This window comes from Methylorubrum thiocyanatum, assembly GCA_014138645.1.
Taxonomy (GTDB): domain Bacteria; phylum Pseudomonadota; class Alphaproteobacteria; order Rhizobiales; family Beijerinckiaceae; genus Methylobacterium; species Methylobacterium thiocyanatum.
Genome location: JACJIB010000011.1, coordinates 19,186 through 40,077, shown reverse-complemented (window position 1 = coordinate 40,077; position 20,892 = coordinate 19,186). Strand labels below are relative to the sequence as shown.

The 20,892-nt window shown below is 70.3% G+C and carries 1 protein-coding gene (only partly in view); it reads right to left on the bottom strand.

Annotated elements, in window-relative coordinates; translation table 11 throughout:
• A protein-coding gene (locus HNR51_RS24190) for a calcium-binding protein (protein ID WP_182556642.1) crosses the window boundary here: on the bottom strand, positions 1–20,892 show its 5' end (the start). The gene continues 23,595 nt to the left of window position 1, outside the view; the window shows 20,892 of its 44,487 coding nt (coding positions 1–20,892); its start codon is at positions 20,890–20,892; its stop codon lies beyond the left edge, outside the window.

Sequence of the window (20,892 nt, the reverse complement as noted above, 5' to 3'; positions counted from 1 at the left end):
GATCGTGCTGTCTTTGGCGTTGGTGAAGCTTCCGCCCGCAGCCAGCGCGGAGAAGGCGACGGCGCCCGGCGTGTAGCCGTCCGCCCTGGCGCTGAGCGCGTTCAGCTCCGCGATCTTCGCGTAGGGGCTCTGAGCCGTCGAGATGGTGATGCCGTTGTAGACGAGACCGCCCGAGGATTCCGGCATCGTGATGCCGCCGATCCGCAGCGAGGCGGTCGAATTGTTCTCGATCGAGACGCTGCCCGATTCCTTGGCCTCGAACGAGCCGCGGCCGCTGAGGTCGTCCGCGAAGACGGCGATCCGGCCGGCACCCGCCGTGAAGGCCCCGACGGTGATGACCTGAACCTGCTGGCGCACAGCGCCCACGCCAGCGACGGTTCCATCAGCATTGTAGAAGATATCGGCGAGGTTCTGGGCCTTGAGGATGCCCGCGATGCGCAGGACCTCGTTGTTGTAGAACGCTTGCAGGCCCGGATCGCGCTTGTACTCCTGCTTCTTGGCCATGGCGTCGTTCATGGCCTCGATCAGGCCCGAGCGCTGCAACTCGGTGCCCATCGCGATGGTGATCGGCAGCCGGGGCGCCGTCAGGAGGGCGGCCGCGCCGCCGGTATCCTGGCTCAGGGTGAAGGTCGTGGGGGCCGTGCCGTCCTCGACGATCGCGCCGTTCGCGTCGATCGCCTTGCCGCCGAGATAGATCGTGCCCGTGAGGATGGTTTTGCCGGGCGTGCTGGCCGTGACGTAGGTGTGTCCGTTGGCGGTGTAGCTGCTGGTCGGCGTGCCCGCCTGGCTCTTGAGCGCGTCGAGGACGATGCGGATATCGCTGATGATGCCGGTGCGGACCGTGCCGTCCATGATGACGCGGCCGATCGAGGAGCGCGCGGCATTGCCCGACTGCACCGCCTGAGCGTTGCCGCCGAGCAGGCTGTCGATGCCGCCGGCCACCGCCGTGGTCCAGCTCGTGCCCTTCGCCTTGGCGTCGGTGGCGGCCATGCCGAACCAGTTGGTGTTGAACATGGCCTCGCCGCCGGTCTCCAGCAGGGCGCCGGAGCGGACGGTGATGGTGTTGGCCTGCTTGAGCTCGATGTTGGCGCCGATCGACTGGATCGGGATCACGCTGCCCGCATTGGTGTCGGAGCGCGCGGAGAGGTCGTAGTGGTCGTCGCGCAGGTCGGCCTGCTTGCCGGCCATCAGCGTCAGGTTGCCGTAGGCCTTGGCTTTGACGTTCTCGCCCAGCGTCACCGTGTTGTTGGGCCGCAGCGTGATGTCGGCGCTGCCGGTGGCGACGGTCGCCGCGCCATCGGTCTTGCTGTTGGCGATGATCGAAGCCGTCACGCGGGTGCTGGCGGTGGCGGTGAGGTTGCCGAGCGTCAGAATCTCGGCCGCGTTGCCGACGTTGACGGCAGCGTTGAGCCCGGCGCCGTCTTTGCCGGAAAGGGATGCGAAGGAGCCCGCGCCGGCCAGCGCGCCGGCGGTGATCAGAACGACCTTGTCGGTCACGTTGACGTCGTTGAGCGCCGCCAGCGTGATGTTGCCGTAGGCGCCCGTGAACCCGGTGGTTTCGAGCTTGGCAGCGGTGCCGACATTCACGGCCGTGGACAGATCGAGTTCCGTCCGGCTGGTGGCACCGGCCGCGCTGGCGAAACCGCCCGTGTTGCCGTCGATGTTCGGATCAGCCAGGGCCGGCTTCAGCACGGCATTCCGCGCGTTGAGGGTGATGTCGTAGGCCAGGATCCGGGCCGCCGCGCCGACCGTCGCCGTCACGTCGTGGTCGATCGTGTTGGTGGAGGCAGCGCCGCTGCCCGCGAGGGCGCCATAGCTGTTGGTGATGATCTGACCGTTGGTGATGGCGGTGTGGTCGGCGTTCAGGAACATCAGGCCGCTGCTCGAGCGGCCGGTGATCAGGTCGACCTTGGCATTGTCCCCGAGGGTCGCGCTGGTGCTGCCCCCCGTCGTGATGGTGGTGACGGCAGCGGCGCCCGAGACGAGGCCGCCGGAGCCGGCGGTGGCGACCGCCATGTTGTCGTCGGACCCGGTCGCCGTGAGCGAGAACGAGCCGGCGCGGATGGTGTCCGTGGTGGCGACGTTCGCCTGGGTCTGCGTGGCGGAACTCGCTCGCGCGATCGTCGCGCCGGCGGCCACGAGGCCGAGGCTCGCGCTGTTGGCGTTCGAACGCTGCTGGGTCGCGGCCGACGCGGCGAGCGAGACCGCCCGCGCGACGTTGAGCACGGTCCCGGCGTCGAAGGTCGCGGTGACACGGCTGGCGTTGGTCGCGTCGGTCACCGTGGAGTTGATGCCGATCAGGCCGCCGACCGCGCCCGTCGCCTCGGCCTGAACCGTCGGATTCGCGCCGCGGGCGAGGTTGGCCAGCACGGTGACCGTATTGGCGGTGATGCCGGTCCGCGCGGTGGAGGCCGAGACCGTCGCACCGACCTTGGCGAGCGCCGTCGAGGCGCCGACCGCCGCCGTGCCCGCGTTGATGCCGGTGGCCCGGGCATAGGCGGTCGGCGTGGCGGTCGCCGTGACGACGAGGTCGTCGGCGACGATCGTGCTGTCGGCGAGCGTGGCCGTCACCTTCGGACTGACATCGACGGTCGCGACGGAGCCGCTGGCGGCGAGGGCGAACACGCCGCCCGCCACGGAGATGCCGAGCACCTGCGAATCGACGGTCGTGGTGTCGCTGGCGCCAACCGACACGTCGCCGGCCGCCGTCACCTTGCTGCCGGTGATCCCGGCGCTCGTCTGGCTGGTGACGGTATCGCCGGTGCCGGCGCCGCCGCCCGCGACGGCGATGCCGAAGGTGGAGGCGTCGACGGCCAGGGCCGCGGCCCGTGAACGGCTCGTCAGGCTCGCGCGCTCGGCCGCGGTGACGTTGACCGCCCCCCGCGCGGTGAGTCCGCCCGGCGAGCCGAGATCGCTGATCGCGGCGGTGACGGTGTTGGCGATCGCATTGCTCGCGGCGGAGACCGCGAGCGAGAACGACGCGCTGCCGAAGACGCCGAAGGTGGCCGCGACCGAGGCCGCACCGGTCTCGACGGAGAGCGTCGAGGCGTCGCTCGCCGCAACCGTGACGTCGCCGGCGGTGATCTTGCCGCCCGCGCCCTCGATCGTCGCGCTGACCTGCGCGCCGATCCGGTTGTGCGCGCCGGCCCCCGCGCCGGCGGCGCTGAGGGCGACGGCGCCCCCGGAGATCGCGACGGACCCCGCCGCGACCGTGGCGCGGATCGTCTGGCCGGAGACGGAGGTGACGGAAAGATTGCCCTTGGCGTCGATCGTCGTGTCCTGCGACAGCGCCTCGATGACGAGGTCCGCCGAGCTGGTCGTCTTCGTCTTCCCGTCGACGGTCTGGTCGATCGTGCCGCCGATGAGGTTGACGGCGACGCCGGTGCCGATGCTGGCGCCGACCGCGACGCCGCCGATGCTGGCACCGGCCGCGAGCGCGGCGACCTCGGCCTCGATCCGGCTGTTGTTCTCGGCACCGATCGCGACGTCGCCGACGGCGGTCAGCCGGGCATTGGTGACGCTGGCGCGGGTGGTGCCGCCGATCATGTTGGTCGCGACGGCGCCCCCGCCCGCCACCGAAACGGCGACGCCGCCGCCAGAGAGCGCGACGGCGGCCGCGGCGACGCGGGCGCGGATGCTCGCGCCGTCGAAGCCGGCGGTGCTCGGGTCGTCCGCAGGAACCTGCGCCGCCACCCGGATCGTGCCGGTACCCGTCGACGCCGTACGCGTCTTCACCGCGGCGCCGTCGATCCGCGCCGTCACCGCGTTGTTGATCACGTTCAGGGCCGTGGCCACACCGATCGACGGTGCCACGCCGACGACGCCGCCGGCCGCCGCCACGGCCGCCGCGCCGACATCGACGGTGATCGCCGAGCGATTGGCGGCCAGCACCGACACGTCGGCACCGGTCACGCTCGTCGAAGCGCCGGTGATCGCCGCATGGGTGGCGAAGCTGATCGCGTTGCCGGAATAGCTTCCCGAGCCGGCCACGCCGACGCCGACCAGGGCGCCGGTCGCGACGAAGGAGGCGGCCGCGACGGTGGCGTCGATCGAGCCGGCCGACGTCGCCGTCACCGCAACGGTGCCGGCCGCATCCGCCACCGTGTCGGCGATCACCGCCTCGACCTTGGCGCTGCCGTCGGGTTTGAGCGTCGGCTGATCGAGCCGGTCCCCCTTATCATCGGTGGTCGTCCACTTGCCGATGATGTTCTGCGCACCCGACAGGCCGATCGCCACCGGAACGCTTGCGATGCCGGCCCCGCCGCCGGCGGCGGAGAGCGCGGCCACCGCGGCGTCGATGTCCTGGCTGCTCTTGGCGCCGACCCGCAGGCCCGCGCCGCTCGTGACCCGGTTGAGCGCCGACTGGCCCAAGGCCTTCTCGATGGCCGCACGCGTGCTCGTGGTGATGATGTTGAGCGCTGCGGCACCGCCGCCGGCCACCTGGACGTTGGCGACGCCCGCGCCGCCGACGCTGACGGAGGCCGCCGACGCGATCGCCTGGATCGTGCCGCCGCTCTCGGCCTCGACCGAGATGTCCCCGGAGGTCGAGGTGACGCCGTTCACCGCGTTGCGGATCGCCGCTTCGACGGTATTGCCGATGGTGTTGGTGGCCTGCGAGACCGACACCGTCACGCCGACGCTGGCCGCGCCGCCGCCGCTGCCGGCGATGCCGGCCGAGCCGACGACCGCCGCGATGTTTGAGGTGTCCTTAGCGGCGAGCGCGATCTGCGTCGCCGAGATGCCGGAGGCGCCGGCGCCGTCGATGGTCGCGCTCGTCGTGGTGGCGATGGTGTTGTAGGCGCCGACGCCGTTTCCGACGACGGCGACACCGGCCGCACCACCCCCCTGGAGCGAGGCGGACACTGCCGCCACCGCCGCCCGGATCGTCTGGTTCGAGGTCGCGGTCACGTCGAGCGCGCCGTTCGAATCGACGCTCGTGTTCCGGAGCGTGGCGCGGGTCTCGTTGCCCGCGCCGATCGCGTTGCGCGCCACGCCGACGCCGACCGCGACGCCGACACCGGCCGCGCCACCGCCGCCGGCCGCCGCGGCGGCGGCCGTGATCAGCGCCTCGATCGTTCCACTGGCGCTCGCCGTCACCGCGGACTTGCCGCCGCGGACGGTGAGCGCGCCGTTGGCCACGGCGGCGCTGGTCTTCAGCGTGATGACGTTGGAGGCGGCCGCACCGCCGCCGCTCACCGAGACGCCGGCCGCCCCGCCGCCACCGATCGAGACGGCCGCTGCCGCCGAGGCGGCCCGGATCCGCGCATCGTTGCGCGCCGCGACGGTGACACCGCCGCTGCGCGTCGTCACCGTGCTCGTGCCGGCCCGCTCGTGGCCGATCGAGGCCTGGACCCCGCCCGCGATGCTGTTGATGGCGAGCGCGAAGCCCACCGCCACGCCCACGCCCGCCGCACCGCCGCCGGCGCCCGAGAGCGAGGCGGCGCCGACGACCGCCGAGATCTGCGCCGTGTTCGCGGCGGAGACGGTGACGCTGCCCGCCGTCACGTTCGAGCGTGAACCGCTCTGCTCGCCGTCGATGGTCGCCGCGGTGATGACGCCGATGGCGTTGGCGGCCACCGCGCCGGCGGCGCTCACCGAAACGCCCGCCGCGCCGCCGCCCTGGATGGCGGCCGCAGCGGCAACGAGGGTCGCGGAGATCTTCTGGGTCGCCGTCGCCTCGACCTTCAGCGCTCCGGCGATGTCGAGGGTCGAGGCCTTGATCGACGCCCGAACGGACGCGGCCCCGCTCTCGGCGAACGTATCGGTGCGCGCCTCGTCGGTGCCGCTCGTCGTCCACGTGCCGATCCGGTTCTCGGCGCCGCTGGCGCCGAGGGCGACGCCGACGCCCGCGGACCCGCCGCCGCCGGCGGAGGCGGCCGCTGCGGAGATGATCGCCGTGATGTCGGAGGAGGCGCCCGCACTCACCGTGAGGCCGCCGCCGGCCGCCGTCGTGATCTTGCTCGCATCCACCGTCGCGTTGACGGAACCGAGGATGCGGTTCGCGGCGAAGGCGCCGCCCCCCGAGACGCCGACGCCGGCCGAGCCGCCGCCCGCGATGCTGATCGCCGCCGCCGCCGCCGCCGCGTAGATGCGGCCGGCACGCGAGGCGCTCACCAGAACGCCGTTCACCGTGTCGCCGTTCAGCGGATCGTCGTTGACCTTGACCGAAGCCGCACCCGTCGTTCGCAGCAGGGTGTCCGCATTGGCGATGCCGGCCTCGACGCCGCCAGCGATGGTGTTGAGTGCCAGGGTGAAGCCAACCGCGACCGAGACGCCGGCCGAGCCGCCGCCGGAGCCCGCGAGCGAGGCGGAGCCGGCAAAGGCGTCGATGGTGGAGGCGTCGGCAGCGCTCACCCGGATGCTGCCGGCCTCGATGCCGGTTGCCCCGTCGCCGTCGATAATGGCGCGGGTCGCCACCGCGATGGCGTTGACGACGGTGACGCCGGCCGCCGCCACGCCGACGCCGGCCGAACCGCCGCCGCCGATGGCCGCCGACGCCGCCGCGACCTTGGCCGTGATCGCCTGGGACGAGTTGGCGGCGACGATGAGCGCCCCCGCCGCCTTGACGGAGCTGCCGCTCAGGATCGCCTCGACCGCGGTGCCGCCGTTGCCGGCCAGCGTGAAGCTGGTGTCCTTGCCGCTGCCCGACTGCGACCAGTTGCCGATGCGGTTCTCGGCGACCGCGGCACCGATGCCGACGCCGACGCCGTTGCTGCCGCTGACGCCCGCGGCCAAAGCCGCGGCCAGGATCGCCGCATCGATCTGGGTCGATGCCTCGGCCGTGACGGTGATGTCCCCGCCCGTGCCGGTGGTGGTGAAGCTGCTGTCGGTCCCCCGGGCATGGGTGCCCGTGGTGATGACGTTGCGGGCGTAGGTGACCGCGGCGCTCACCGCGACGGCGTTCGAGCCGGAGCCGGACAGGCTGATCGCCGCCGAGGCCGCGTTCGCCGTGAGCGCGCCCTTCGATCGCGCCTCGATCAGGATCGCGCTGGCCGTCTTCAGGCCGCGATCGACGTTCTTCACATTCGCCGAAACGTCGTTGGCGATGGTGTTGAGTGCGACGCTGCCGCCGATCGCGACGGAAACTGCGGTGCTGCCCGCGGCCGCCAGCGCGAGGCTCGCCGAGAGAGCCCGAGTCGTGATCGTCGAGGCGTCCTGCGCCGAGACGACCGCGCTCGCCGCATCGAGGCCCGGCCCGGAACCCGTCCGGTCGCCGTCGATGGTGGCCTCGGTCGCGAGGCCGATGCTGCTCATCGCGAAGGTGCCGCCGAGGGTCACCGCCCCGGCCTTGTCCCCGGACGCGGTGACGCCGACGGCGATCGCGGCGATGTTGGTGGTGACGGTGTTGCCGCTCGCGGCCCGCACCGACAATTCGCCGGCCGCCTTGACCGTGCTGTTCGTGAGGGTGGCCGAGACCTTGGCGCGGCCGCCCAGGGCCGGGCTCTCGCTCAGACGGTTGTTGGCTTCGTCGTAGGCGGTCCAGCGTCCGATCTCGTTGTAGGCGATGGACACGCCGAGGGCGCCGGCGCCCGCGCTGGCGGAACCGCCGCCGACGGAGAGGGCCGCGCTGACGATGTCGGCCGTGATCGTCGCGATGCTCGAGGCCGAGACGGCCACCGCGCCCTGGGCGTCGAGCGTGGCGTTTCCGGCCGAGGCCGTGGTGCTGCTGTCGATCTGGTTGACCGCCGCGACGCCGGCGCCGGAGACGCCGACGCCCTTGTCGCCGCCGGCCCCCACGGCGACGCTCGCCGCCGCCGCGACGGTGCTGATCGTTCCCGTGCGCGTGGCGGCGATGCTGACGCCGCCCGAGAGCGTCGTCACCGTGGCGTCCGTGACGCTGGCGCTGACGTTGCCGGCGATCCGGTTGAGGGCGATGCTCGCCGCGAGCGCGACCGAAACGGCGTCGGTGGAACCGAAGGTGGCGGCGATCGAGGCCGCGCCGACGAGCGAGGCGATGGTCGAGCTGTTGTCGGCCTGAACCGAGAGGCTTCCGGCCTGGATGGCGACGGCACCGAGAATCTCGGCCGTCGTGGCGATGTCGATGAGATTCCGGGCGGCCGAGCCGCCAAGGCTCACCGCCACGGTCTTGTCGGTTCCGCTGGCCGAGACGCCGACAGCCGTGGCGACGGTGATCGCGTTGACGGTCTGGTTCGAGCGGGCGGACACGGTGACCGCACCGGTTGCCCGCACGGGCGTGCCGGAGAGGGTCGCGCGGACCGCGGCGCCGGACCCGATTACGTTGTTGGCGACCGAGGCGCCGACCGCGACGCCGCTGGCCTTGCCTTCGACGGAGCCGCTGACGGTGAGCGCTAGGGCTCCGGTCAGCGCCGCGATCGTGGCGGTGTCAGTCGCCGTGACGTCGAGGCTTCCGGCCTTGGGGTCCGTCCCCGTTCCCTTGCCGACCACCGAACCGGACAGTTCGGCGATCGTCGAGCCGCCGATCGTGTTGAGAGCGGTCGCGCCGCCCCCGGTCACGCCGAAGCCGCTGCCCTGCCCGGAGACCTGCGCGCCGACCGCGGCGGCGAAGGTGCGCGCGAAGATGTCTGCGCTGCGTGTCGCGGAGAGTTGCACGGGGCCCGAACCCGCCAGATCGGCGACGTTCAGGATCCGGGCGGTGACGTCGCTCTGGATCTCGTTGTTGGCGACCGCCGCGCCGATGGCCACGTTCGGCTGCGTGGTGGAGCCGCTCGACTTGCCGCTGAAATTCGCCGACACGGCGAGCGCGACCGAGGTCGCCTTGATGATCGAACGGTCGGCGGCGGCGACGGTGATGCCGTTCGTGTCGCCGCTTACGCCGTCGTCGGTGCTGCTGGTGCCGTCGATGACGGCTTTCGTCGCCGTGACGATCTTGTTGCCGACATAGAGCCCGCCGCCGGACCCGGCGATGGTGGCGTCCTGGGTTCCGCTGCTCCCCCCCGTCGACGCGCCGACCGCGACCGCGGCGGCGAGCGTCGTCGCCGTGATGGTGCTCGCCGAGGTCGCCTCGACCGTGACCTTGCGTCGGGCGCTCAGGCGCGTGCCGGAGACGCCCGCGGTGACGTTGAGGGAGCGGTCGGTGCCGTTCTTGAAGTCCGTGCCGGTCGGCAGGCCGCTGCCGTAGAAGCCGATCATGTTGAAGGCGAGGGTGACGCCGACGGCGACCGCCTGCGAGGCGCCCTTTCCGACGATCACCGCCGCCGCCGCGGCCTCGATCTTGGCCGTGATGCTGGACGTGTTCGTGGCCGAGACGGTGATGTTGCCCTGGCCACCCTCGCCCTTCGCGTCCGGCGCGGCGTTGCCGCGGGCCTCGATCAGGGCGGTCCGGGTATTGGTGATATGCGCGTCGACGCCGCCGAGGATCGTGTTGAAGCCGAGCGCGCCGCCGACGGCGACGCCGACGTTCTTGTTCTCCTCGGTGCTGAACAGCAGGGCGACCGCGGTCGCCGTCGCCGTCGCGTTGATGGTGGCGCCGCTGCCGGCGATCACCCGCACGTCGCCCGCGGTCGCGGTCACCGTCCCGACCTCGTCGATCCCTGCGACGAGCGCGGTGTCGACGATCGTGTTGCGGGCGATGCTCATGCCGACGGAGATCGTGTGGCCGGCCTTGGGCCCTTCACCCGACGGCGGCGCGTTCGGATCCGTCGAGGGTGTCCGATAAGCGACGGAGGTCACCGGCGCGGTGACGACGGCATCGATCTTCGACTGGCTCAGTGCGCTCACCGCGACGCCGGACGCCGTGACGCTGTTCATGCCGGACAAGGTGGCCGACGTGGCCAGGCGCGCGAAATTGAGGCCGACCACGGCCCCGACGCCGGTGACCTCGGCGCCGACCGTGGTGACGGCGTTCTTGATGTCGGCGGCGATCGTCGCCTTCGACAGGGCGGAGACCTTGACCCGACCGGTCGCATTGATCGGCTGGCCCGAAATGGAGGCCGTCGCCGCGAAGGCGTTGGCCCCCTGGATGACGGTGCCGAGATCGGTGCCGAGAATCGCGTCGGTGAGGTCGAACAGGACGTTCTGGCTCGACGTGCCGATCTTGTTGAAGGCGGCCGTGACGCCGACGGCGGTCTTCGACGACTCGACAATGCTGCTGATGGTCGCGGTGATCGTGCCGGTGTTCGCCGCCTCGACCGTGACGTTGCCCACGGTCTTGCCGTTGCCGGCGCCGAGCTTCGAACCGGTGACGGTCGCCGTGCTCGACCCCGTCACGACGTTGGCCGCGATCACGGCGCCGACGGCGATAGCTTCCTTCGTTCCGGGCTTGGTGCCGGGCTTCAGCTTCGACTGGACCTTGCTCGTGACCGAAGCCTCGATCTTGCCCGTCTGGGTCGCCCCGACCGTGACGTCGCCGGCCCGCGTGACGTCGGCGTTCGTGAGGCTCGCCTCGGCCGTGGAGCGCACGTCGTTCGAGACGAGGATGCCGCTGACCGCAACCGCGTAGGGCTTCGCGGTCGTCGTCGTGGAGGCGGACGGTGAGCCCGTCGCTGGCTGGCTGCCGGACGAAGCCGGATCCATGCTCTCGCCGAGGTTCAGCACGCCCGGTGGCAGGAATTTGAGGAACTCGCGGGCGTTGTTGAGACGCCACTTCGTCGTATCGCTGAAGTCAGCGTCCTTGAGAACGACCGGCGCGTCCGCGCCGATATAGACATAGACCTTATCGACGCCGTAGACCCGATCGACCGAAGTGTCCCAGTCGTAGACGAGATCGCCGAAGGTGAGGTTCTTCTCGCCGGAAGATCGGGTATAGTCGTAGTTCGACAGGATCTTATCGGCGAAGTCCTCCAGCAGCGACGCCTTCGTGAGGCTGGCCAGCGCCGAGAGCGCGTTCTTCGCACTGATCGTGCCCGCACTGTCGGCTCGGATGCTCAGCGCGCCGCCGGCATCGATCGTGTTCGCCGTACCGGTGTTGTCGATCGTGGCGAGCGCGCGGGTGTTCACCATGTTGCCGGTGAGCACGAAGCCGAGCGCGTAGGCGCTGGCATCCTTGAGGACGTTCTCGGACGAGCTCGACTTGTTGAGGATGGCCGACTTGATGCCCGCATTCGCTTCCGCGGCCACGGTGACCGCGCCGTCCGTCCCCGTCGTCACCGCGCTGCGCAGGATCTGTGCGCTGGCGCCGGCCGGATCGGTGTCGTTCTGGAAGGCGCCCGCGATCAGCGGCTGACCGGTGATCGTGTCCGCTGCACGGAACAGGACGTTCTGGTCCTTCCAGCCGACGGTGTTGAAGGCGAGCGTGAGCGCCAGCGCGGCGCCGTCGCTCGTGGCGCTGGTCTTGGTGCTGGCATCGATCGTCGCGGTGTTGGAGGCGGTCACCGCCACGCCGCCCACGCTCGTCCCTGCCGCGAGGTTCTTGCCGGTGAGCACCGTGCTGTCGACGATCGATGCCGCCGCCGAGCCCAGGACGCTGTTGGTGGCGATGATGCCGCCGAGCGCGAGGCTCTTCGTCTGGGTCTGCGTGCCTACGCCGGGCGTGCCGGGTGCGGCGGTCGGAGCGGTGCCGGTCCCCGTGCCCGTGCTGGCCGGCGCCGTCTTCGCGTAGGAATCCGCGGACTTCACCGTCGCCGCACTGTCGGCGGTCGCGGTGATCGTCGCCTTCTCGCTCGCCGTCACCATGACGGCGCCCGTGCCGGTGGCGATGTCGGCCTTGGTGATCGTCGCGGTGGCGCCGCCATGGACGCTGTTGACCACCACGAGGCCGCCGATGGCGAGCGCGGGCGCGTTCTGCGGCATGACGGTGGGCTGCGGATTGTTCGCCGACGGATCGCCTGCCGGCAACGGCGTCGTCGGGTCGGTCGTCGCCGGGGCCGGCTGACCCGAGGCAGGGGTCGAGCCCGGGATCACGAACTTGTCGGGGATGAAGTTCGAATCGAGCGCGCGCTTCCACAGCGTCTTGTCGCTGTAATCCTGCGCGGCTAGATCGATGTTCGCCGCCTCGCCCATGTAGATGTAGATCTCGTTCGCCGCAAAGGAATCCGGCTTGAACGCGATCTTGACCCAATCGGCCTTTCCGTTCGTCGTGCTGTTGAAGTTGATCTTGCTCGGCTGCTGCTTCAGCAGCGTCGTCTCGCCGACATACTTGTAGACCGAATCGACCCCGACCACGTTGAGGCCGTCGTCCCAGACCGTATCCCCGGTCTTGATCGAGACCTCCTTGCCGTCGCTGGTCTTGTAGGGAGCGGCGTTGGCGCTGTTCGCAAAATCCGCGGAGATGCGCACGCGCGCGCCGAAGGTCACGTCCTGCGGGTTTGCCGTCTTCTTCACCTGACCGAACGCGGTCAGGTCGAGGATGCCGATCACGTCGGTGCTGAGACCGAGCGGGGCGAGATAATCGTTGAGCTTGGTCCGCAGCGCCTCGATCTGGATCACCGCCTCGAGGTTGGCGCGCATGATGCTGACCTCGCGGCCGATCATCTCGCCCACGGTCCGGCTGGCCTCGATCGGGCTCGCGCGCAGGGCGGCATCGTCGATCAGGCCGAGACGCGCGGCCTCCGCCGCAAATTTGTAGGCCGTGTCGCGCGCAGCGTCGGCGGCGGCGTTGTCGAGGACGTTGCCCAGCGTCTCCTTGCGCAGCTCCCGCACCGCGTCCGTAAGATTCTTCTTGAGATCGGTCCGGTTGTTGGCGGGCACGTTGGCAATGGCCGCGTCCATCGCGTCGGCGAGCGTCGTGTAGACGCTCTTGAGATAGTTGCTCGCGTCCGGTCGGCTCTTGAGCATCAGCTTGGCGCTGTCGAACTGCTGCGCGATCCGGCTCGGCCGGGCCTGCAGTTCGAGCACCTCCTGCTTGATCCGCGCGACCTGGGACCACATCTCGGCTTCGAGCTTGTTAATCTCGGCCGGAAGCAGATCCGCGCGGTTCTTGATCAGGTTCGACTGGATCGTCGCCGACTGCACCTCGTTGGGGTTGGTCGAGAAGTCGGACGGCAGGAACTTATTGAGCTTGGCCTGATTCGTCAGCGTGCCGCCATCCGTCTTCACGACGGTGGAACTCGTCACGATCTGCGCATTGGAAGTGATCGAGGCGGCATCCGTCGCCGAGACGGTCACGGCGTGATCCGCGCTGACGGTCTTGCCGGTGTCGCCGGTGTTGTCGATGCGCGCGGTCGCGCGTCCGCTCACCTTGTTCGAGACGAGCACGACGCCGAAGCCCGTGCCGCCCGAACCCTTCATCGAGTCGGTCGAGGACTGGGCGGCGTTGCTGACGGTCGCGTTGATCTTGGTTTCCGACACGGCCGCGACGGTGATGTCGCCCCCCGCCGTGGCCTGCGACCGGAGGATCGTCGCGGTGGCGCCCGAGCCGGTCTCCGCGCCGAAGGCGTCGGACAGCGTCGGCGAGCCGATCAGCGCGTCGATGGTGTTGAACAGCAGGTTCTGCGTCTCGTAGCCCACCGAGTTGAAGGCGAGCGTCACCGCCGCCGAAACGCCGCCCTGGCCGCCGCCCGAAGTCGTGGACGAGGCGCGCAGCCGCGCGTCGATGCCGGCCGTGTTCTCGGCGCGGACGGCGAGATCGCCCCGCGTCGCCTCGACCGTGGCGCGCAGCACCGAGGCCGCGGCGCCGCCGCGCACGACGTTGGTCGCGGCCAGACCATTGGCGGCGATCACCGTTCCGTCGCCGGGCGCGGTGCCGGCGGTGGTGCCCGCCGGAGGCTTCGAAGTGAACGAGGCGCCGCCGGAGGCGGTCACCGTGCTGATGAGCGTGGCGGCGATGTTGGCCGCATCCTTGGCCGAGACCGTGAGATCGGTATCGGCCTTCACGGTGGCATCGGTGATGCGGGCGGTGGCGCCGCCATTCACCTCGTTGAAGACGATGAGGCCGCCGATCGACTTGGAGGAGGAGGCCGGGGTCCGGGTCGTCGAAGGCGGGGTGACGGTGGTGCCCGTCTTCGTGGCCGGCGCCGTGACGTCGGAGACCTTGTCGATCGCCGGCATCACCGACTTGGCCGCGGCCGGAATCCAGTTGTCGCTGGTGTAGTCCGCGGTCTGGAGGTTGACCTCGGTGTTGTCGGGGCCGCGATAGATATAGATCGTCCCGACGGTGCCCTTCGCGCCCTTGTTGTTCGTCTTGAACAGCACCGTCTCGCCGGTGCGCAGGATCGGATTGAAATCGTTGGTGGTGTAGCGCGCCTTCAGCCGGGTGACGGTGGTGGCGGTCTTCCCATCAGCCGAGGTGACCGTTACCGACTCCTGGGTCGCCGCAGGCGTCGATCCCGTCGGAGACGTGTTACCGGTCGGTGGCGTATTGCCCGTCGTCGCGGTGGCCGGCTTCGTCGAGACCGTCGCCCCCTCCGAGACCGCGAACCACTTCTTCGCGTCGGCGAAGTTCGTGGTGGCGGCACCGAGATCCACCTTCCCGGACGCACCGATGTAGATGTAAACCTGCCCCTTGATCGCAGGATCCTCGCCCTGCGGACCGGCGCCGCCGCTGTAATCCTGGCCCAACCGGACACGGTCGCCGGTCTTGAGCGCCCGCTCGCCCGACTTCGTCGTGTAGTCGTAGATGTTCTGCGCGGTCGCGACGGCCTTCTTCGCTAGCTCCGCGACGCTGCCCGACACGGCCGACGAGGAGATCACCGTGCTCGACGCGTCGATGCCGTTCAGGTTCGTCGCCGTGACGAAGATGCTGCCGCCGGTCGAGGTCACGCTGGCCGGGGAGCCGGAAGGCTGCGCGGCTTCCGTCTCGGCGCCGATATAGGCCTCCGCCCGGGCGCTGACCTTGTTGGAGGCGAGCACGGCACCGGCCGAGATCCCCTGCGCCCCGGTCTCCGCCTTGTGGACGGTGGAGGCGCTGTCGGCCTGCGACACCTCGCTGCCGGCCACCGCCTTGATCTGCGCACGGCTGTCGGCCGCGACGGTGACGTCGCGCCCGGCCTTGATCGCCCGGGCGCCGGTGATGAAGGCGGTCGCGCCAGCGGGCTGCTCGGATTTCGTCGCGGTGGCGATCAGCGGATCGCCGACGATCGTGTCGACGATGTTGAAGAGCGGGTTCTGCTGGGCGAAGCCGACCGTGTTGAACGCCAGGGTGAAGCCGAGCGCGACATTGCCTTCACCGGCCGTCTTACCCGTGGCGCTGGCGTCGATCTCGGAGGTGTTGGTGGCGGTGACCGTGACGGAGCCGCCGCTGCTGGTGCGCGCGCCCGACCCATCGACGTTGCCGCCGTCGAGCAGCGTGTCCTTGATGAAGGCGGTGGCGCCGTTGAGCACGTTGTTGGAGACGAGCACGCCGTTGACCGCCGTCCCGCCGCGAACCACGCTCGCGTCGAGCGCCTTGATGGCGCCGGTCGATGTCGCGGTGACCGAGACGTCGCCGCGGGGCGTCAGCCCGGTATCCACGATCGACGCCTCGGCCTTGCCGGAGACGTCGTTGCGCGCAAAGATTCCGCCGAGGCCGGTCGAGGAGATTTTGCCGACACGCGGCTGCGCCCCGCTGGTACCGGGCGCCACGTTGGTGGCGTCGAGCTTCTTCCAGTAGGCGAAATTGCCGTAATCGAGCCGCGGATCGACGGGCTCGAACTTGCCGTCCTTATCCGGCTGTCCCTTGATTCCGCCGAGATCGACGGCGGTCGTGAAATCGGGGCCCATGTACTGGTACACGGCGCCCTTCTCGCCCTTGCCGCTCCAGGTGTCGCTGAGGCGGATCTTCTCGCCGAACTTGATCGCCCGCTTTCCGGACTTGGTCGTGTAATTGTACTCACCGAGCAGCGCCTCGGCGCTCTTGTCGACGCCGCTCACGGAACCGGTGCTCACGGCGGAGGCCGACGCGCCGACCGTGGTGGTGCTGCTGATCCTGACCGTATCGTTGGCCGCGACCGTCACATCGGTGCCCGACACCGTCTTGCCCGACGCATCGATCGTCGCGCGCGCGGCACCGCTCACCCGGTTCATCGCGACGATGCCGGAGACGGCGAGCGCATCGACGCTGGCCGCACGGGCGGACGCCGTCACCTTATTGCCGAGCGTCGCGTCGATCACACCGCTGGATTGCGCGGTCACGCCGATCGCCCCCGCGGCCCTCACCGTGGAATTCGTGATCTCGGCCACGGCCTGCTGCGCCGCCGCCTGACCGAGATTGGTGCCGACGAGGGCATCGAGCGTCGCGAAGCCGAGATTGCCCAGGTCGAAGCCGATGGCGTTGAAGGCGAGCTGCAGCCCGGCCGCCCGCGCCGTGGTCGTCGCAGGCGCCGCCGTGCCGGTCGTCGCGGGCGCGTCGCCCGAGCCGGCCGGGCCGCTCGCCGCCGCCGTCACCTGCGCGTCGACCGTGGAGGTGATGGCGCCGCCGGTCGTCGCGCTCACCGAGACGGCGCCGTCTCCGGCCGTCGTCGTCGTGACGGTCGAGCCGTCGATGCGGGCGGTTGCCGTCGAGAGGATGGCGTTGGTGGCGATGACGGCGTTGACTGCGAGGGCGTTGGAGGCCGAGTTCTGCGTCCCGTCGGCCTTGCCGCGGTCGAACAGCGAGGTCTGGCCCGGGACCGGGCTCGGCGTGCCGGTGCCCGGCTTGTCGTCGGCCGTCCGGCCCTGCTGCTCGCGGATGGTGGCGATGGCCTCGACGGTCGCGTCGGCCCGGGCCGTGATCACCGCGTTGCGCTCAGCGGTGACCGTGACGCTGCCGGCATTGATCGCGGCGTTTCCGGAAATGACCGCCGTCGCACCGCCGCGGATGTCGTTGCGCGAGACGATGCCGCCCATGGCCGTCGCGCCGGAACCGGTCGTCTTGCCGGGCTGCGTTTCTCCGTCACCGACGCGACGCCAGTTGTCGCGGTCACTGTAAACCGCTCTCTTGAGTTCGAGCGTGACTCCGTCCGCCCCCATCCACTCGTAGACGATGCCGCGCTCGCCGATCTTCTCCCACGTCGTCGTGTCGGTGAAATCGACCTTGCTGAGGTCGAGCGGTGCGGAGGCCGTGAGTGGCTTGTAGCGGTAGTAGGTGTTCACCTCTCCCTTGCCGGAGGGGTGGCCGGGACTGACGAGCACCACCCCGTCCTTCGCGACGACCTGCGTGTTGGGCTTGGCGGACGGCAGCCGGCTGTTCAGCGCGTCACCGAGGCCAAGGGGAACGGCGCTCAGCGTCCGTGTCACGATCGGGGTGGAGTTCAGCGCCTCGGGGAAGTCGAGGAGGATGCGCTTGCCGAGCTTCAATTCGGCCGTCTTGTTGGCCGCATCCGGCTTGGTCACGCCCTGGCCCCACTGGGACGGGGTGACCAGCTGCTTGCTCCGCTGCTTGAGCGACGTGAACGTATTGCCCGCCCCCTGCTTAGCGGAATCGCCCAGGCCATTGCCGGCCCGGTCGCTGGACGGGGTCCGCATCAGGTTCGGATCGAGGCCACCGTCGCTCGCGGCCTGGCTGGACGCGACGAGCTTCACGTTGGCGTTGATGGTCGCCCGGTCCGTGGCGAAGACGTCGAGCGCGCCGCCACCGGTCACCGTGGACGCGGTGGACCCGCTCCCCGTCCCCCGCGCGATGATCTCGGCCGAGGCTGCCCGCGCGATCCGGTTCGTGGAGATGATGCCGCCGAAACTGGCGGTCTTGGCCGTGGCGAGGCTGTTCTGCGTGGCCCCGGAGCCCGGCTTCCTGAGCGTGGCCTTCACTTGGTTGATGGCGGTGCGCTTGGCCTCGGCCGTCGCATTCTGGAGGAGCGTCTGCTCGGGCGTGGTGTTGGCGACGGTGTTGCTGACGGTGGAGTTGACGAGGCCCGCGCTCGTCGCGGTGACCTGCACGCGCCCGCCCGCCTCGACGGTCGCCCCCTCGATCCGTGCCCGGATCGCCTGCGTGGCCGCAGCCGTCAGCAGGCCGGTGCCGAGGACGGTATCGACCGAGGCGCTGAGGATCTTCGGGATGATGTTCGAGGAGCCCATCCCGTCGAGCGCGTAGCCGACGATGTTGAAGGCCGCCGCGGCACCGATGGCCGGGACCGTGACGCCGAGCTGGCCGTCGCGGGAGGCGGTATCGACCGTGGTCCGGGCGCGGGCGTCGATGGTGGAGGTGTCGGCGGCATTGACCACGACGTCGCCGGCCGCGGCCTTCACGTTCCCGCCGACGATGGCGGCGTTGGTGCTGCCGAGCACGATGTTGACGGCGATGGTGCCCGCCGCGCCGAGGATGCTGGCGACCCCCGTCGCCTGCGCCTCGGCCACGAGTTCCAGGCTGTTCTGGGCCACGAGCGCGACGTCGGTCGCGGCGTTCGCCTCGCTGCCGGTGAGCGCGGCCGTCACGTCACGCTCGGCGAGGTTGATGGCCGAACCGCGGGCGATGCCGAGGAACTCGCGCGCCGCCTTCTCCGCGTCCTCCTGCGCCTTCTGCTGCTCGGGCGTCTTCGACGGGTCAGTGGTGTCCTGTTGGGTCTCGGTATCGACCGGTTCGGCGATCGCCATGGCGCTGGCGGCGTCGATCGCGGTGAGCGACAGGGCGCCCGTGCGCGCCAGCAGCCGCGAGACCTCGGCGGTCGCGGCGGTGCTGCCCTTCAGGGTGTTCTGCGCCTGGATCGCCCGCGCCTCGACCGTCGTCACGTTGGCGGCGGCGGCCCGCAGCGCGGCGGCGGAGACGGAGACACCGCGCAGGACCACGCGCACGGTGTCATCGACGGTGTTGTCCGCATAGCCGGTCTTGATCGGCGCGGGCAGCGAGTTGTCGGACGGCTCACCGTCCCAATCCTCGCCGCCGTCGCCGGCAGACGTCTTGGTCGGATTGTCGAGATCGTCCACGGAGACCGTCGCGGCGCGCACGCGGGAGATCACCGTTCCGGAATTGCCGGCCTGGAGCGCCACTGCCCCGGCCGCGTCGATGATCTTGGCATCCGCAGCGCTCGGGATGCTGCCCGGCAGCACCTGGTCGGAGGCGACCCCGACATCGACGGCGGTGACGCGCTTGACCTGCTGCTCGGCGCTGAGCGCGAACGGATTCAGCATCCCCGGCAGATCGAGCGTGCCGCCGATCACCGGCGCCTTCACGCCGTCGGTGGCCACCAGAAGGGTGCGCGCCACGGTGTCGTCGGTGGCCGCGATGAGGAGGGCCGCGTCGCTGCCGGTTACCGTTCCGGTGCCCGTCTGCTTGACCTGACCGCCGTCGGCGACCGTGACGCGCGTCTCGTTCTGGATCGAGGTCTTCGCCTTCTTGATGAAGCCCTTGGCCGCGAGTTCGGCGATCGAATCGACTTGGCCGTTGTCCGTCGACTTGAGGACGGCGCCGAGATCGGCCTCGCCCTTCAGGATCGCCGACAGCGAATCACCGGTCAGCTTGGCCGCGTTGGTGATCGTCTCGAGGCCCGGGAGGACGAGGCCGATCGCCTTGATGGTGACGTTCGCCTTCGTGTCGGCGGCGAGCTTCACGGTTCCGCCGTTCACCGCGCCCTGGGCGCCGACGGCGATCGTGGAGAGGTTCGTCTGTCTGACCGAGACGTCCCGCAACTGCGAGGCGAGGGTCGAGGTGAGGGTCACGGAATTGGTGATGTTCGTCGTGAGCGCGGCCTCGCCCGCGGTCTCGATCCGGCCGGCGAGGCTGATCGTGGCCGCGGTGTCCGACTCGACGGAGAGCTTCGCCGTGTTGGTATCGGTGTCGCCGTTGGCGATGCTGGTCGAACTTGCGACCTTGATCGCAACCGACGTGCCGCTGATCACCGCGCCCTGATTGACGACGACGCCCATCCGGGCGGCGCTGACGACGGTTCGATCGCTGCCGCTCGCCGGAAGCGTCGGCGCCACGGTGGCCTCCGCCGTCAGGACGACGCTGTCGCTGGCCTTGATCTGGGCCCCCGCGCCGATGTTGAGGCCGTTGCTTCCGGCGCCACCCAGGAACGTGACCGCGAGCCTGCCGGCGACCGCCTCGAGATCCTTGTTCAGGTCGATTCTGTCGTCGCCCTCCCCGCCGTCGAAGGTGAGGGCAACATCGCCCGTGGCCACCGCCAGCGCGGTATCGAAGACGATGGCGTCGGCGCCCGCACCGCCCGAGACGGTGAAGGACGGCCCCGGCGGCAGCGTTTCGAGGCGCAGGGTGTCGTCGCCGGTGCCGAGCAGGACGCCCAGATTGGTCGAGGGCGCAGTGAAGGCGATCGGCGCGAAGGTCGCCGCAGCGCTGTCTGCTTGGCTCGACCGCTGTAGGAGGTACGTGTCCGGGTCCACCGCCCGCTTCAGCGTCGCATCAATGGCGGACGTGAGGCTGGAGAAATCGATCTGAAGGCTGCGCTTGCCGCCGCCGAAGGCGCCGCTGAGGATGCCGGTCGATGATCCGGCGATCAACGTATCGTCGGCGCCTGCGGCACCGACCAGATTGCCGATGCCGCTGAAATTGCCTTCGAACTTCCCGGCCGTGATCGTGCCGGTGTCCCGGCCTCCGAGCGTAAAGGTGGCGCCGGTACTGTCGGCGCTCTTGGCCCGGTTGAGAAGCTCGATCGTGTCGCCGCTGTCGGTGGTGACGTCACTGAAGGTCAGGATCGGCTTCGTGCTGCCGGTCAGCCGCTCGAACGAGGCGACATCGACGACGATGCGATCCTTGTCGCTCGTCCCAGTGATCGTGAACGCCTTGTTGGTCGCGTCGAGATCACCGAAGGTGTGGAGGCGACTACCTTTCTGTCCGCCGGTATAGTCGAAGACTTGGACCTGCTGAACCCTGTCCGCGTCCCGCGTCGCGGCCTGATTCATCTCGATCAGTTCGACGAGAACCTTGTGCTCCGCCGTCTGCGCGTCGAGCGGAACGTTGATCTGGTAGGCCGCGGTTCCGTCGAGCAGGACGCGGGGCTCGAGCGGATCGAAGATCAGCCGATCGCGGTTGAACAGGCGGTCGGCCTTCGCCTTGAGGCGAAGCACGAGCTGGCGCTTCGACGGCCGCGGGGAGCGCGGCGTCTCAACATGTGCCACCGTCGTCCGCGCGCGGTCGCGACGGCGGAACAGGGGGCCCCAGAAGCCTTCCGACTTGAACGGAAAAGCCAT